Origin of the sequence: Streptomyces sp. NPDC051364, from assembly GCF_040682115.1 — a bacterium.
In the GTDB taxonomy this organism is placed as follows: domain Bacteria; phylum Actinomycetota; class Actinomycetes; order Streptomycetales; family Streptomycetaceae; genus Streptomyces.
In genome coordinates this window covers 483,343-497,937 of record NZ_JBFBAH010000003.1, presented here as the reverse complement: position 1 = coordinate 497,937, position 14,595 = coordinate 483,343, and the positions used below count along the sequence as shown (strand labels likewise).

Sequence of the window (14,595 nt, the reverse complement as noted above, 5' to 3'; positions counted from 1 at the left end):
GAGTCACACCGTACTGCCGCTGGTCTGTTGACGGGGGAGGACTTAAGGTGCGGCCCGTGCGGGATCACATGGGTGTGGTGGTGCAGGGGGGTGGCCGGCGGGCGCGGCGGGCCGGTCTTGCCGGGGTGCTGTGGGGCGCCGCCGAACTGACCGTCACCGTGGGCGTGGTGGTGTTGTTGCTGGTGGTGCATCAGGTGTGGTGGACCAACCGGCAGGCCCTGGCCGCCGCGCACGAGCAGGTCCGGGAGTTGGAGAAGGAGTGGACCCTCCTTTCCGATCTTGATGCCGATCCCTCCACGGCTCCGGTGCCTTCCGCATCGCCTTCTGTGTCGCCTTCTGTTTCCGCGTCCGGGGCGCCGGGTGCCTCCGCCGCGCCGGCCCCGCCCGCCGGCGCGAAGGCGCCGCCGGCGCAGGAGTCGGCGTACGGGGTGCTGCGCATCCCGCGGCTCGGCGTCGTCGTGCCCGTCGCGCAGGGGGTCGACAAGCGGGCCGTGCTGGACAAGGGGTACGCCGGGCACTACCCGGGGACCGCGCAGCCCGGGACGGAGGGGAACTTCGCGCTCGCCGGGCACCGCAACACCCACGGCGAGCCGTTCCGGTACATCAACCGGCTGCGGGCCGGGGACGAGCTGATCGTCGATGTACGGGGACAGCGGTACACGTACGTGGTGGGGAAGGTCTTGGCGGAGACGAGCGAGCGGGACACCGGGGTGATCGCGCCCGTGCCGCGCAGTACGGTCCGGCCGGAGTCCGGGTACGGCGAGCCCGGCGCGTACATCACGCTCACCACCTGCACGCCCGAGTACACCTCCAAATACCGGCTCGTGGTGTGGGGAACCTTGAGGGGATAGCCCGCGTTCTTGTATTCGGTGAGTACGGATCTTGTGGGGGGGGGGCTCTGCATGGCTCGGCATGATCGTGGGCGGTTGATGTCGCCGCTGCTGATGTCCCTGTTGTTGTCCCTGCTCCTGTTCGCCGGGGTTCTCGGGTTCCTCGGGCTGTTCGCCGGGGAGGGCGGGCTGGGCGGGCTGGGTGCCGTCGTGGTCGCCCTCGCCGCCACCGTCACCGCGGGTGCCGCGGCCCTCGCCGCCCGGCTGGTGCGGCCTGTGCCGCCCCACCGCATACGCACCGCGATACGTGATCGCGAGCAGCGCACGGCTTTCCTGCCGCAGCGTGATCCCGATGCCTCGGGCCGCTCGCGGCCCAGGGCGCCAGGTCGTCGCGTCCTGACGGCCGCGTAGGGGCACCTGCTCCGTTCTTGCTCTGTTTGCTGTCGTGCCCCTCGTGGTCGTCGCGCCGAAATGCATTTTTTCGACGTTGACGAGACCCCTCGGAGGGCCCGCGTGTCCGTTTTCACCTCTCTTGTTGTCGAACTGGGCCGGTTCCTGGAGCCGGTACTGGCCGAGTCCGCGACCGCTGCCGCGATCGTGCTGTTCACCGTGCTCGTACGGCTCGCCCTGCATCCGCTGAACCGGGCCGCGTTCCGCGGTGCGACCCCGGTGGCCGGCTGTCTGCCCGTGCTGCTCCAGCTGCCGGTGTTCTTCCTCATGTACCAGGCCTTCTCCTCGTCCGGCGAGCTGCTGGAGCACCGGCTGTTCGCCGCCCCGCTCGGGGCGCGGTGGAGCGATGCCCTCGGGGACGGCGGCTTCCTCGGGGCGCAGGGGCTGGTCTTCCTTGGGCTGTTCGCGGCCATTGCGGCGGTCGCCGCGTGGAGCGCCGTACGGGGGCGGCGGGCCGCCGCCCTGGCCGCTGCAGCGGCCGCTTCGGCTCCCGTGGCGGCCGCCCCCCGGGCGAAGGGCAAGCCCGGGGTCGCCGCCGAGGTGAGCGCCGAGCAGCAGGCGATGCTGCGCAAGCTGGGCGGCGTACTGCCGCTGCTGTCGTTCGGGACGCTGATCACGGCGGGCGTGGTGCCGCTGGCCGCCGGGCTGTACCTGGTGACCACCACCGCCTGGTCCGTGGCGGAGCGGGCCTGGCTCCAGTACCGCAAGGAGGCGGCCGAGGGGCGCGAGCGTTCCAGTCTGTGAACAGGGTCTTGCGGATTGGGCGGCCATCTTGGAGGATCAACCAATTCTCCGATGGCCGCAACCCATCGGCAGGCCCGGGCTTGCCCATGGGCCGACCACCCACGACCAGGGGAGAATGCCCATGAAGCTGCTGCGTGTCGGACCGGTCGGAGCGGAGCGTCCCGCGCTGCTCGACCAGGACGGGACCCTGCGCGACCTGTCCGGCCTGATCACGGATGTGGACGGCGCCCTGCTCGCCGACGACTCCGTGCTGTCCCGGGTACGGGACGCGGCGGCGGCCGGGGAGCTCCCGATGCTGGACGCGGAGGGCCTGCGGATCGGTGCGCCGGTCGGCAGGATCGGCAAGATCGTGGGCATCGGGCTGAACTACTTCGGGCACGCGGCCGAGATCGGTGCGGAGCCGCCGGCCGAGCCCATCCTGTTCCTCAAGGCCGCGGACACCGTGGTCGGCCCGGACGACACCGTGCTGATCCCGCGCGGCAGCGTGAAGACCGACTGGGAGGCCGAGCTCGGCGTCGTCATCGGCAGCACCGCCCGCTACCTGTCCTCCGCTGCGGAGGGCCTGGCGCACGTGGGCGGATACACGCTGGTCAACGACGTCTCGGAGCGCGAGTTCCAGATCGAGCGCGGCGGAACCTGGGACAAGGGCAAGAACTGCGAGACGTTCACCCCGCTGGGCCCCTGGCTGGTCACCGCCGACGAGGTCGAGGACCCGCAGGTCCTGGACGTGAAGCTGTGGGTCAACGGCGAGCTCAAGCAGGACGGCAACACCGCGGACCAGATCTTCCCGGTCGGCGAGGTCGTCCGGTACCTGAGTCAGTTCATGACCTTGTACCCGGGCGACGTCATCGTCACCGGCACCCCGGCGGGCGTGGCCATGGGCCAGCCGGAGCCGAAGCCGTACCTGCGGGCCGGTGACGTCGTGGAGCTGGAGATCGAGGGCCTCGGGCGTCAGCGCCAGGAGTTCAAGAGCGCGTAGCCGCGAGCGAGCGGGCGAAGCGAGGGAGGGGGGGCCGTCTTTGGCGGCCTCCTCTCCTGCATCCGGTCGTATGCGGATGCGTGCGTACGCGGTGCCGGTCCGTCAGTCCTTCGCGGACCCGCGGCGACGGCGGCCGGCGAAGACCAGGCCGGCGCCCGCGCCGAGCGCGGCGGCGCCGCCACCCGCGATCAGGGCGGTCTGGGTGCCCGTGCTCGCGAGCGCGCCCGATCCGCCCGTCGTCGCCGTCACGTGGGTGTTGCCGCGCGACGCCGTGCCGGTGGCCACCGTCTGCTGGACGCCGCCGTCCTTGCCCGCCTCCGGCTTGCCGGTCTGCGCGTCGGCGGCCTTGTCCTTGTCGCGTGCCGTGAACTGCCCGGTCTTCAGGAACTCGACGCGGTCCGCGGGCGTGCCGTTGATCGCGATGATCGCGGCCTTCTTCAGCTCCGGGCCGGCCTTGTTGAGCATCGCCCAGATCAGGACCATGTTGTCGTCGTCGCGCAGCTCGTGCTGCGTGGTCGTGACGAACGTGCGCAGCTCCGCCGGGCTCGGGTTCCCCTTCAGGAGCGCGAGGATGCCCTCCTTCAGGCCCGGGCCGGCGCCGTCGAGCATCGTCAGCAGCGCCACGCGGTCGTCCACCGCCCGGATCTTGTGCTGCCCCGTCGCGACGAACTCGCGGACCTGCTCCGCCGTCCCGCCGTCCAGCAGCCGGTTGACCGCCTCGGTGATACCGCGGCCCGCCCCGTTCAGCATCCGCGCCAGCTCGACCCTGTCGTCCTCGAAGCGGGCCGTGTGCTGCCCGTTCTTGAGGAACTCGGTCAGCGCGGCCTGGGTGTCCGTCCTCAGGGCGGCCTTGCCGGCCTTCTGTACGGCCGGGCCGCCGACGTCGATGATCTGCGAGACCCGTACCCGGTCGTCGGTGAGCTGCTCCCGGGCCCACTCCACCTCGAGGAACTTCCGCATGCCCGCGGCCGATCCCTTGAGCGCCTTCTCGGCCGCCTCGCGTACGCCCGGCCCGCTCGCCGGGTCCGCGAGGATCGCCTGGATGGCTGCCCGGTCCTTCGCGGCCCGGGGGTCCTCGGCCGGGTTCTCGGCCGGCTTGTCCGCGGGCTTGTCCGCCTGCTCCTCCGTCGGCCTGGCCGCAGCCGGGTCCGCAGGCTTCCCGGCAGGCCCCTGGTCCTCGGCCCCCTGGTCCGGCACGCTCGGAGCGGCCGGCGTGGCCGGCGACGAGGCGTCGGCGGCGAAGGCCGGCGAGGCGAGCAGGACGGCCGGGGCTATCGCGGCGGTGGCGACGACCGATGCGATCCGGGGCAGCTTCACAGACAGATTCCATTCTTCACATGCGTGACGATCTTCAACCTGTGCAGGATAGATCGCCCGCGACCCGCAAACTGTCCATTTTCAGGACAAGGCGGTGCCCGTGCTCAGCTCGACGGTCACCCCGTCCCGGGACGACGTCCGCGCGGCCTCCAGCACGGCCAGGCACTGCGCCGCCTCGTGCGCGGTGACCGGCGCCGGGCCGCCCTCGCGCAGGGCCGCCGCCACCGCGGCGTAGTACGCGGGGTAGTCGCCCGGCACGGTCGGCACCGGTGCCCCGCCGCCGGTCAGCGGGGACTCGCCGGATCCCACCCGGCCCCACAGGTGCTCGGGCTCCTCGCCCCACTGGCTCTCCCCGACGCCCGGCCGCTGCCCGTCGCGCAGGGCCGCCTCCTGCGGGTCCAGCCCGTACTTCACGTAGCCCGCGCGGGAACCCAGTACGCGGAAGCGCGGACCCAGCTGGGCGGCGGTCGCGCTGACGTAGAAGTGGGAGCGGACCCCGTTCGCATGCGTGACGGCGATGAAGGTGTCGTCGTCCGCCTCGGCGCCGGGGCGGCGTACGTCGGTCTCCGCGTACACGCGCACGGCCGGGCCGAACAGCACCAGCGCCTGGTCGACGACATGGCTGCCGAGGTCGTACAGCAGGCCGCCGATCTCCTCCGGGGCCCCGGACTCGCGCCAGCCGCCCTTGAGCTGCGGACGCCACCGCTCGAACCGGGACTCGAAGCGCTGGATCTCGCCGAGCTCGCCGTCGGCGAGGAGGCGGCGCAGGGTGAGGAAGTCGTTGTCCCAGCGGCGGTTCTGGAACACGGACAGGAACGTGCCGGTCTTGTCGGCGAGGGCGGCGAGTTCGCGGGCCTCGGCGGCGGTGGCGGCGAGCGGCTTGTCCACGACGACCGGGATACCGGCGTTGAGCGCGGCGGTGGCGAGCGGGACGTGGGTCTTGTTGGGGGAGGCGACGACGATCAGGTCGAGGGCGGGGGTGAGGTCCCAGAGCTCCTGCGCGGAGCCGACGATCCGGACGTCGGGGTACGCCTCGCGCGCCTGGGCCTGCCGGCCGGGGTCGGAGGTGACGACCGTGTCGAGGACGAGCCCGTCCGTGGCCGAGACGAGCGGCGCGTGGAAGACGGAACCGGCGAGTCCGTAGCCGACGAGGCCGACACGGAGTGGGGCGGAGGAGGTGGTGGCGGTCATGGCTCCACTTTGGCAACAGTGTTGCCTAAGTGCAAGGAGGGTGGACAATGGAGAGGTGGACCGGGAGAGCAAGGGCAATGGAAGCGGCGTGAACCTACCGGCGCTGCGCGGGCACAACGACGCGCTGGTGCTCGGCCTGCTGCGCGAGGCGGGCATCGAAGGCCTCAGCCGCGCCGACCTCGCGGCCCTCACACGTCTCACCCCGCAGGCCGTCAGCAAGATTGCGGCGCGGCTGCGGGCGGAGGGGCTGGTCGCCGAAGCCGGGCGCGGCGCGTCCACCGGGGGCAAGCCGCGGACGCTGCTCCGGCTGGTCTCGGGTGCCCGGCACGCCGTCGGCGTCCACGCGGACCGCGACGAGCTGCGGGCGGTACGGGTGGACATTGCGGGCACCGTCGTCGACCGGCTCCGAGGCCCCCTGGACTTCAGGGCCGGACCGGAGGCCACCGCGGAGGAGGTCGCACGCGCCGTGATCCGGCTGTGCGGGGAGGCCGGGACGCGGTCCCTGCTGGGCGTGGGCGTCGCCACGCCGGGGCCGCTGGACTGGCAGGCGGGCGTACTGGGGCGGGTGACGGGACACCCCGACTGGGAGGGGTTCCCGCTGCGGCAGGCGGTGGCGGAGCGGCTCGGACCCGACGCCCCGCCGGTGGTGCTGGACAAGGACACCAGCGCGGGCGCCGCCGCCCCCGGCCGCCGGGCCTTCGAAACCTCGCTCTACCTGCACCTGAGCACCGGCCTGGGGGCCGGGCTCCGGCTCAACGGAGAGGTCTACCGGGGGGTGCGGTCCACGGCCGGGGAGTTCGGACACCAGGTCCTGAGCCTGGACGGCCCGCTCTGCCGGTGCGGAGGCCGCGGTTGCGCGGAGGTGCTCTGCCTCGCGGCGGTGGCCCGCGGAGACCTCCCGGGGGCAGCGCGGATCCTGGGCGAGGGCGCTGCGAACGTGGTCGCGCTGCTGGACGTGGACCGGGTGTGGCTCGGGGGACGGGTGGTGGACTCCGCCCCGGAGGTTTTCACGCAGGGCGTCCGCCGCGTCCTGGCGGCCCGCACCCTGGGCGGCCCGATTCCGGAAGTCGCCGCGTCCGAGGACGGCGTCGCCGAGGGCGCGGCGGAACTGGCCCTGGCCCCGCTGTTCGGCCGCGTGCGCTGAGGCTCCACCGCCCGGCGCGGCGCGCGGTGCCCGGCGCGATCCACAGCCTTCCGCGGCGGCTTTCCGCGCATCACGGCTTTCCGTGCATCGCGGCCATCCGCGCATCACGGCCGTCCGTGCATCACGTTCGCCCCCCGGGGCCGTGACGAGGCGGCGGATTTCTGGCGCGACGTCATGCAACGCGCCGGCCCTGCGTGTTGGGGCTGAGCCGGTGCTGTGACTGATGGGCGCGGTGTCGGTGTGGGTGCCGCCCGGCGGTTGGTGCGTCACCCGCGGCGAGCCCGTGGGGGCGGCGGCCCGGCGGCCCGGCCCGGCGGCCCGGCCCGGCGGCCCGGCCCGGTGGGCCGATCAGGCGTAAGCGGGGGGTGGGGTGGCGTGGCGGGGGGAGGGGGGTGCGGGGGCGTGGGAGGGTGCGGGGAGGCCGGGGTGATTGTCGCCTTGTCCGACCATCCTCCCGTCCGGCGAGCAGCGAAGCGAAGGTCTTCCATGCGACTGCGCAAAGCCCTTGCCCTCTCCGCCGTCCTGGTCGCCGTCGCCCTCTCCGTGCCGAACGCCGCCGCGGACATCGGCAACGGCGGCGGCGCCCGGCCCGCGCCCGCGCTGCCGTCCCGGATCGAGGCCACCTGCGGCGACGGGAAGAGCACCGCCTTCCCCATCGGCGCGCGGATCCGCGGCGGGCCGGCCGTGTACCGGGCCGGCGGCGGGCCGCAGACCTGGTTCCTGGACCTCACGAACACGACGAACTCCGAGTGCACCGCCATCCACCCCGTCGTGGTGTTCACGGACAAGGCCCGTGCCCTGCTCCCCGCCCACTTCCGGATGGAGTTCGAGACGCCCGGCGGGACCCTCCCCGTCAGCCTCGAGCGGAGTGACCGCGACGAGATCATCGCCGTCTTCGACGGGGGCGAGGCCTTCTCCGGCTTCGCCGTTCGCGGCGGCGGCTCCCTGACCGTCACGGTCCGCCTGGCGTTCGCGCCCGGCACCCCCGCGGGCGAGGTCGTCGCCGACGCCGCCCTCGTGCAGCGCCGGGCCGACGACGGCGACTGGGTCGGCGAGGCCGGCGGCTACCGGTTCTCCGTCGAGGGCCCGGAGGAGGAGACGGGCGCGGCGGGCTCCCTCGCCCACACCGGCCCCCGCGACTGGGCGTTCGCCACCGGCGCGGCCGCCGCCCTCGCCGTCGGCGGCGGCCTCCTGCTGACGGCCCGCCGACTGCGAACCCCCGCGTAGCCCGGCCGCCGCCGGTACCCCGGGCCCGCCCGGCACCCCGCCCACCCCCCGTACCCCATCGCGCTGATCTGCGTACACCCCGTCCGCGTACAGTCCGAGGGTGGAAGAACAGAACCAGCATCACCGCCCCGGCTCGCCCGTCCGGTCCGGGATTCCGGAGCACGGCCGCATCCCCAAGTACTACGCCGTCAAGGCCCTCATCGCGGATCTTCTCGACGACCTCGGCGAGGGCGGGCTGCTGCCCACCGAGCGGGATCTCGCCGAGCGGTACGAGGTGTCCCGCGAGACCGTGCGGCAGGCCCTGCGCGAGCTGCTCCTGGAGGGCCGTCTCCGCCGCTCCGGCCGCGGTACCGTCGTCGCCGGTCCGAAGCTCGAACAGCCCCTCTCCCTCGCGAGCTACACCGAGGGCGTACGGCGCCAGGGCCGCCGGCCCGGCCGTAACCTCATCGGGCTCGAGCAGTTCCCCTGCCCGCCCGAGCTGGCCCCCGGCATCGGCGCCGAGCCCGGCGAGCCCGTCTGGCACCTGGAGCGCGTCCTGCTCGCCGACGACGAGCGGGTGGGCCTGGAGAGCACGTACATCCGGGTGGCGCGGGCGCCGCGCCTGGACACCGAGTTCCAGCCGGACTCCTCCTTCTACGGGTACCTCCTCGACCGGCTCGGGATCTCGTTCGGGGACGCCGACGAGAAGCTGGAGACCGTCCTCGCGACCCCCCGCGAGGCCCTGCTGATCGGCACCCCGCCTGCTCTCCCCATGCTGCTCATCCACCGGTTCTCCCGGGACCAGGACGGGCATCCGCTGGAGCGGGTGCGTTCGCTCTACCGTGGTGACCGGTTCAGCTTCACGACCCACCTGCGCCCCGAGTAGTCCCGAGCGGATCACCGCCAAGGAGCCGAAAAGGGACGTATTCAAGGCGTAAGCAGATCACGAGAAGATAACGGGTCTAGTCCAAGCGTCGAGGGCTGTTCACCATCCCGTTGCCACCGCGATCCCCCCGGTCCACGGGCCGCGACCACCGTGGAGCGCGTGAGAGTCATAGTCGTCGGAGGCGGCGTGGTCGGCACCATGCACGCCTGGCAAGCAGTCGAACGCGGCCACGAGGTCGTCCAGATCGAGCGAGAGGCGGAGGCCAGAGGCGCGTCACTGCGCAATTTCGGCCAGATCTGGGTCAGCGGACGGGCCGGGGGCGAGGAGCTCGCGACCGCCCTGCGGGCCCGTGAGCTCTGGGAGCGGATCGGCGCGGAGGTGCCCGGCCTGGGCTTCCGTGCGATCGGCTCCCTCACCCCGGTCCGCAACGCCCGCGAGTACGCGGTCGCCGAGGCGGCCGCCGCCCGCCCCGACGCCGCCGCCCGGGGCTACGAACTGGTCACCGCCGAAGAGGCGCGGCAGATCAACCCCGCCCTGCGCGGCGCCTTCGAGGCCGCCCTGTGGTGCGAGCGGGACGCGGCCGTCGAACCGCGCACGGCCCAGCTGCACCTGCGCGAGGCCCTCGAGTCGAGCGGCCGCTACACCTTCCTGCCCGGACGGGAGGTGCGCGAGGTCGTCGGCAACGGCGCCGTCCGCGACGACCACGGCGACGTCCACCAGGGCGACGCCGTCGTCCTCGCCACCGGCGCCTGGCTGTCCGGACTCGTCCGCGAGCTGGTCCCCGGACTGCCCGTGCGCCGCGTCCGGCTCCAGATGATGCAGACCGCCCCGCTCGGCGAGAAGCTCACCACCTCCATCGCGGACGCCGACAGCTTCCGCTACTACCCCGCGTACAGGAGCGACGCGCTCGACGCCCTCAACGGCGAGCAGGCGCAGGCGCCGATCGCCGCCGCGCACAAGATGCAGCTGCTGATGGTCCAGCGCCAGGACGGCGGACTGACCATCGGCGACACCCACGAGTACGAGCACCCCTTCGCATTCGACACCCTCGAAGACCCGTACGCGTACCTCACCGAGATCGTCGAGGGCTTCCTGGGCCGCCCGCTGCCGGAGATCCGGCGCCGCTGGGCGGGCGTGTACGCGCAGTGCACCGACACCACCCGCGTCGTCCACCGCCAGCAGGTGGCCGACGGCGTATGGCTGGTGACCGGACCCGGCGGCCGCGGGATGACCTGCTCGCCCGCCATAGCCGAGACCACCGCGAACGAACTGGGCTGGTAGAGGACATGAGCAACATGAGCAGTGCAAGCAGCACGAACAACGCGTCCCACCGCCTCGTCGTCCTCGACATGGCCGGCACCACCGTCGCCGACGGCGGCCTCGTCGAGCGCGCCTTCGAGCGCGCCGCCGAATGCATCGGCGTCGAGCCCGGCACCGCCGACCACGCGGCCAAGCTCCAGTACGTCCGCGACACCATGGGCGAGTCGAAGATCTCCGTCTTCCGCCACCTCTTCGGCACGCAGGAGATGGCCCAGCGCGCCAACGCCGCCTTCGAGGAGGCGTACGGCGAGCTCGTCGACGGCGGGCTCATCGCCCCGATCCCCGGCGCCCGCCAGGCCATCGAGAAGCTCCGCGCCGACGGCCGCACTGTCGTCCTGACCACCGGCTTCGCCCGCGTCACCCAGGACGCCATCCTCGACGCCCTCGGCTGGCAGGGCCTGGCCGACCTCACCCTCTGTCCCGCCGACGCGGGCGGCCGCGGCCGGCCCTACCCCGACATGGTGCTCGCCGCGTTCCTGCGCACCGGCGCCGCCGACGACGTACGGGAGGTCGTGGTCGCCGGCGACACCGCGTACGACATGCTCAGCGGCCGCCGCTCCGGCGCCGGGATCGTGGCCGGCGTCCTCACCGGCGCCCACGACCTCGCCGCGCTCACCGAGCACGGCGCGACCCACGTCCTCGACTCGATCGCCGAACTGCCCTCGGTCCTGCCGGAGTCGGCGTGAGCGGCATCCGCTTCGAGGGGGTCAGCGTCGCGTACGGCGGCAACACCGTCCTGGACCGGCTCGACCTGACCGTCGAGCCCGGCGAGGTCATGGCGCTGCTCGGCCCCTCCGGCTCGGGCAAGACCACGGCGCTGCGCGCGGTCGCCGGTTTCGTACGGCCCGCCGCGGGCCGGGTGCTGATCGGCGGCCGGGACGTCACCGCGCTCCCGCCGCACAAGCGCGGCATCGGCATGGTCGTCCAGCAGTACGCGCTCTTCCCGCACATGCGGGTGGAGGACAACGTGGCGTTCGGCCTCAAGGCGCAGAAGGCCCCCAAGGCCGAGATCCCGGGCCGCGTCGCCGAGGCGCTGGAGATGACCGGGATGGCGGCGTACGCGAAGCGCTACCCGCGCGAGCTCTCCGGCGGACAGCAGCAGCGCGTGGCGATCGCCCGCGCGCTGGCGATCCGGCCCGGGGTGCTCCTGCTCGACGAGCCGCTGTCCGCGCTCGACGCGCAGCTGCGCTCCGGGATGCTCGCCGAACTGGCCCGGCTGCACCGCGAACTGCCCGACGTGTCGATTCTGTACGTCACGCACGACCAGGTGGAGGCGCTGACCCTCGCCGACCGGATCGCGGTCATGGACAAGGCGCGGCTGCAGGACTGCGGCACTCCGCAGGAGCTGTACCGGGCACCGCGCACCGAGTTCACCGCGTCGTTCGTCGGCAACGCCAACCTGCTGCCGGTCACCGTCGCCGACTCGGGGGCGCTCTTCGCCGGGCGGGCACTGCAGCTGGACCGAGGGCAGGCCGCGCCGGGCGCGAGCGCGACCCTGTGCGTACGGCCGCACCTGCTCGGCCTCGGGGCCGGGCCCAACGCGCTGACCGGCACGATCGCCGAGGTGCAGTGGCGCGGCTCGACGCACCGGCTGTACGTCGACGTCGACGGCCACCGCGTCAAGGCGGACCTGCCGGAGCTGCGCGAGACGCCCGCGCTGGGCGACACGGTGACGCTGCACTTCGAACCGCGGTACGCCGTCCTGCTGTCGGCGGGAGTCTCCGATGGCTGAGGTCCCCGCCCCGGCCGCCGCGACCGTCCCGCACGGCTTTGCGGTTCCCGCCGCACGGGCGCCCCGTACCGTGCCCGGCTGGCTCTGGTCCGTACCGCCCGTGGCCGTGCTCGCGCTGGTCTTCCTCTACCCCCTCGCGCTGGTCGTCCAGCAGTCCCTCACCCCCGAGAACGGCGGCGGCGCCTTCGACGCGTACGCCTCCGTCTTCCGCTCCCACGCCTTCGGCGAGGCGCTCGGGACCACGGTCTGGCTGGCCGCCGGCGCCACCGTCGGCTGTCTCGTCCTCGGCTTCGCGCTCGCGCTGATCATCGCCTTCGTCCCCTTCCCCGGGGCGCGCGGCGTCGCGAAGTTCATCGACGTCTTCCTCTCCTTCCCCTCCTTCCTCATCACCCTCGCCCTGCTCTTCATCTACGGGACCGTCGGCATGGCCAACGGGATCTGGACCGACGTGACCGGCGCCGCCGACGGGCCGTTCCACTTCCTCACCACCCCGTGGGGCGTGCTGCTCGCGGAGATCACGTACTTCACGCCCTTCGTGATGCGCCCGCTGCTCGCGGCCTTCTCCCAACTCGACACCGCCCAGCTCGAAGTGGCCTCCTCGCTCGGGGCGAAGCCCGCCCGGATCATCCGGCGCGTGATCCTCCCCGAGGCCCTCCCGGCGCTCGCCGCCGGCGGCAGCCTCGTCCTGGTCATGTGCCTCAACGAGTTCGGGATCGTCCTGTTCACCGGAGCCAAGGACGTCACCACGCTCCCGATGCTCATCTACGGCAAGGCGATACTCGAATCCGACTACTCGGCCGCCTGCGTGGTCGCCGTCGTCAACATCGTGATCTCCGTCGGCCTGTTCGGCCTCTACCGGGTGGTGAGCAAACGTGCTGGTGCATAGCAAGGCCGGCCGCTGGGCCGCCTGGGGCCTGTTCGGGCTCCTCTTCCTCCCCCTCTTCGCGCTGCCGCTGCTCGTCGTGGTGGCCGCGTCCTTCTCCACCCACTGGTCCGGCGCCTTCCCCTCCGGCCCGACCACCGGGAACTACGCCTCCGCCGTACGGGGCGAATCCCTCCAGGCGCTGACCACCTCGCTGGTGACCGCCCTCGTCGCCGGCCTGCTCGCGCTCATCGTCGGCACCTGGGCCGCGCTGGCCGCCGCCGGGCTGAAGCGGCGCGGAAAGCGGTCCCTGGACGCCCTGTTCATGCTGCCGGTCGCCGTGCCGTCCGTGGTCGTCGGCCTCGCCGTCCTGGTCGCCTTCAGCAAGCCCCCGCTGCTGCTCAACGGCACCAGCTCAATCGTGATCCTGGCGCACACGATTCTTGTCACGGCGTTTGCCCATCAGTCGGTTTCGGCCGCCATCGTTCGTCTCGACCCCGCGTACGAACAGGCGGCGGCCTCCCTGGGCGCCCGTCCCGCGTACGTGCTGTGGCGGGTCAAGCTCCCCCTCCTGCTGCCGTCCCTGACGGCGGCCGCCGGACTCTGCTTCGCCCTGTCCATGGGCGAGCTGAGCGCCACGATGATGCTCTACCCGCCGGACTGGATGCCGCTCCCGGTCCGGATCTTCACCGCCACCGACCGCGGTTCGCTCTTCGGCGGTTCCGCCGTCGCCGTGGTCCTGATGGCCGCCACCCTGCTGGTCCTCCTGGCCGTCTCCCGCATCCGCACCAGAGCCACGTACCGCTGACTCCCTTTCCCCGTAAGGAAGTTCCATGTCCAGCAAGCTCAGAACCGCCAACAGCCGTCGCCGCCTCCTGCGCATCACCGCCTCCGTCACCGGCAGCCTCGCCCTCGCCGCCGGCCTCACCGCCTGCGGCGGCTCGTCCTCCGACGGCTCCAAGGGCGGCGGCGAGAAGATCGTCACCGTCTACAGCGCCGACGGCCTCAAGAGCGACAAGGGCGACGGCTGGTACGACAAGGTCTTCGCCGACTTCACGAAGAAGACCGGCATCGAGGTCAAGTACGTCGAGGGCGGCTCGGGCGAGATGGTGCAGCGCGCCGTCCGGGAGAAGACCAACACCCAGGCCGACGTACTGGTCACCCTGCCGCCGTTCATCCAGCAGGCGGACGGCAAGGGTCTGCTCCAGGCCTACAAGCCGCAGGGCTCCGACAAGGTCAACGGGGCCAACAAGGCCGCCGACGGCAAGTGGACCTCGGTCGTCAACAACTACTTCGGCTTCGTCTACAACAAGAAGGAGCTCACCGAGGCGCCCAAGACCTGGGAGGAGCTGCTGGACGGCACGTACAAGGGCAAGCTCCAGTACTCCACCCCGGGCGTCGCGGGCGACGGCACCGCCGTCCTCATCAAGGCGATGCACGACTTCGGCGGCAAGGAGCCGGCGCTGGAGTACCTGAAGAAGCTCCAGGCCAACAACGTCGGCCCGTCCTCCTCCACCAGCAAGCTCGCGCCGAAGACCGACAAGGGCGAGCTGCTCGTCGCCAACGGCGACGTCCAGATGAACTTCGCGCAGTCCAAGTCCATGCCGAACCTGGGCATCTGGTTCCCCGCCAAGGACGGCGGCAAGCCGACCACCTGCGCCCTCCCGTACGCGGCCGGCCTGGTGGACAAGGCCCCGCACACCGAGAACGGCAAGAAGCTCCTCGACTACCTGCTCAGCGAGGACGCCCAGAAGCTGGTCAGCGAGGTCGGCGGCGGCTTCCCCGCGCGCACCGACGTCAAGCCGACCGACGCCAACGCCGTCGAACTCACCAAGCTGATGACCGGTGTCGAGGTCTTCGAGCCGGACTGGGCCGACATCGACAAGAACCTCGCGGGCTACGTAGACGCGTGGAAGTCGGCAACCGGAAGCTGA

General features: G+C 72.6%; 15 protein-coding genes. 13 read left to right on the top strand and 2 right to left on the bottom strand.

All coding sequences use genetic code 11. The features are described 5' to 3' along the window. Positions 1-56 precede the first annotated feature (56 nt). The 4 genes from AB0M76_RS09345 to AB0M76_RS09330 all read left to right on the top strand — a co-directional run bounded on the left by AB0M76_RS09345 (position 57) and on the right by AB0M76_RS09330 (position 3,003). Complete coding sequence (locus AB0M76_RS09345; protein ID WP_365952302.1) at positions 57-851, top strand: class E sortase; 795 nt, start codon at positions 57-59, stop codon at positions 849-851. Positions 852-902: 51 nt separating this feature from the next. Beyond that, positions 903-1,241, top strand: coding sequence for a DUF6412 domain-containing protein (locus AB0M76_RS09340; RefSeq protein ID WP_365952301.1), 339 nt, complete (start codon positions 903-905; stop codon positions 1,239-1,241). A gap of 60 nt (positions 1,242-1,301) precedes the next feature. Continuing rightward, on the top strand, positions 1,302-2,024 hold the full coding sequence (locus tag AB0M76_RS09335; RefSeq protein WP_365952300.1) for a YidC/Oxa1 family membrane protein insertase: 723 nt from the start codon (positions 1,302-1,304) through the stop codon (positions 2,022-2,024). A 121-nt stretch (positions 2,025-2,145) separates the two neighbouring features. After that, the gene (locus AB0M76_RS09330; RefSeq protein ID WP_365952299.1) at positions 2,146-3,003 is read left to right on the top strand and encodes a fumarylacetoacetate hydrolase family protein; all 858 of its coding nucleotides are present in this window, start codon (positions 2,146-2,148) and stop codon (positions 3,001-3,003) included. A 102-nt stretch (positions 3,004-3,105) separates the two neighbouring features. Here the strand turns inward: AB0M76_RS09330 and AB0M76_RS09325 are convergent, their stop codons facing one another. Continuing rightward, the gene (locus AB0M76_RS09325; RefSeq protein ID WP_365952298.1) at positions 3,106-4,320 is read right to left on the bottom strand and encodes a hypothetical protein; all 1,215 of its coding nucleotides are present in this window, start codon (positions 4,318-4,320) and stop codon (positions 3,106-3,108) included. A gap of 81 nt (positions 4,321-4,401) precedes the next feature. Continuing rightward, the gene (locus AB0M76_RS09320) at positions 4,402-5,511 is read right to left on the bottom strand and encodes a Gfo/Idh/MocA family oxidoreductase (RefSeq protein ID WP_365952297.1); all 1,110 of its coding nucleotides are present in this window, start codon (positions 5,509-5,511) and stop codon (positions 4,402-4,404) included. A gap of 40 nt (positions 5,512-5,551) precedes the next feature. Here AB0M76_RS09320 and AB0M76_RS09315 point away from each other — a divergent pair, with 40 nt between their 5' ends. From AB0M76_RS09315 to AB0M76_RS09275, 9 genes are all read left to right on the top strand, one after another. Continuing rightward, entirely contained in the window at positions 5,552-6,655 is a 1,104-nt protein-coding gene (locus AB0M76_RS09315; RefSeq protein ID WP_365952296.1) for an ROK family transcriptional regulator, read from the top strand. 486 nt (positions 6,656-7,141) lie between these two features. After that, the gene (locus AB0M76_RS09310; RefSeq protein WP_365952295.1) at positions 7,142-7,882 is read left to right on the top strand and encodes a hypothetical protein; all 741 of its coding nucleotides are present in this window, start codon (positions 7,142-7,144) and stop codon (positions 7,880-7,882) included. Positions 7,883-7,982: 100 nt separating this feature from the next. Continuing rightward, positions 7,983-8,747, top strand: coding sequence for a GntR family transcriptional regulator (locus tag AB0M76_RS09305; RefSeq protein WP_365952294.1), 765 nt, complete (start codon positions 7,983-7,985; stop codon positions 8,745-8,747). A gap of 159 nt (positions 8,748-8,906) precedes the next feature. Next, a complete protein-coding gene (locus AB0M76_RS09300; RefSeq protein WP_365952293.1) occupies positions 8,907-10,028 on the top strand; it encodes a TIGR03364 family FAD-dependent oxidoreductase in 1,122 nt (373 codons plus the stop codon). 14 nt (positions 10,029-10,042) lie between these two features. Then, the gene (locus tag AB0M76_RS09295; protein ID WP_365952292.1) at positions 10,043-10,753 is read left to right on the top strand and encodes a phosphonatase-like hydrolase; all 711 of its coding nucleotides are present in this window, start codon (positions 10,043-10,045) and stop codon (positions 10,751-10,753) included. Beyond that, positions 10,750-11,799, top strand: a complete 1,050-nt coding sequence (locus AB0M76_RS09290) for an ABC transporter ATP-binding protein (RefSeq protein ID WP_365952291.1) — start codon at positions 10,750-10,752, stop codon at positions 11,797-11,799. The genes AB0M76_RS09295 and AB0M76_RS09290 overlap by 4 nt, the downstream gene beginning before the upstream one ends. Beyond that, a complete protein-coding gene (locus tag AB0M76_RS09285) occupies positions 11,792-12,685 on the top strand; it encodes a 2-aminoethylphosphonate ABC transporter permease subunit (RefSeq protein WP_365952290.1) in 894 nt (297 codons plus the stop codon). The genes AB0M76_RS09290 and AB0M76_RS09285 overlap by 8 nt, the downstream gene beginning before the upstream one ends. Further along, entirely contained in the window at positions 12,672-13,469 is a 798-nt protein-coding gene (locus tag AB0M76_RS09280; protein WP_365952289.1) for an ABC transporter permease subunit, read from the top strand. Before AB0M76_RS09285 ends, AB0M76_RS09280 begins: the two co-directional genes overlap by 14 nt. Before the next feature lie 25 nt (positions 13,470-13,494). Beyond that, complete coding sequence (locus AB0M76_RS09275) at positions 13,495-14,595, top strand: 2-aminoethylphosphonate ABC transporter substrate-binding protein (RefSeq protein WP_365952288.1); 1,101 nt, start codon at positions 13,495-13,497, stop codon at positions 14,593-14,595.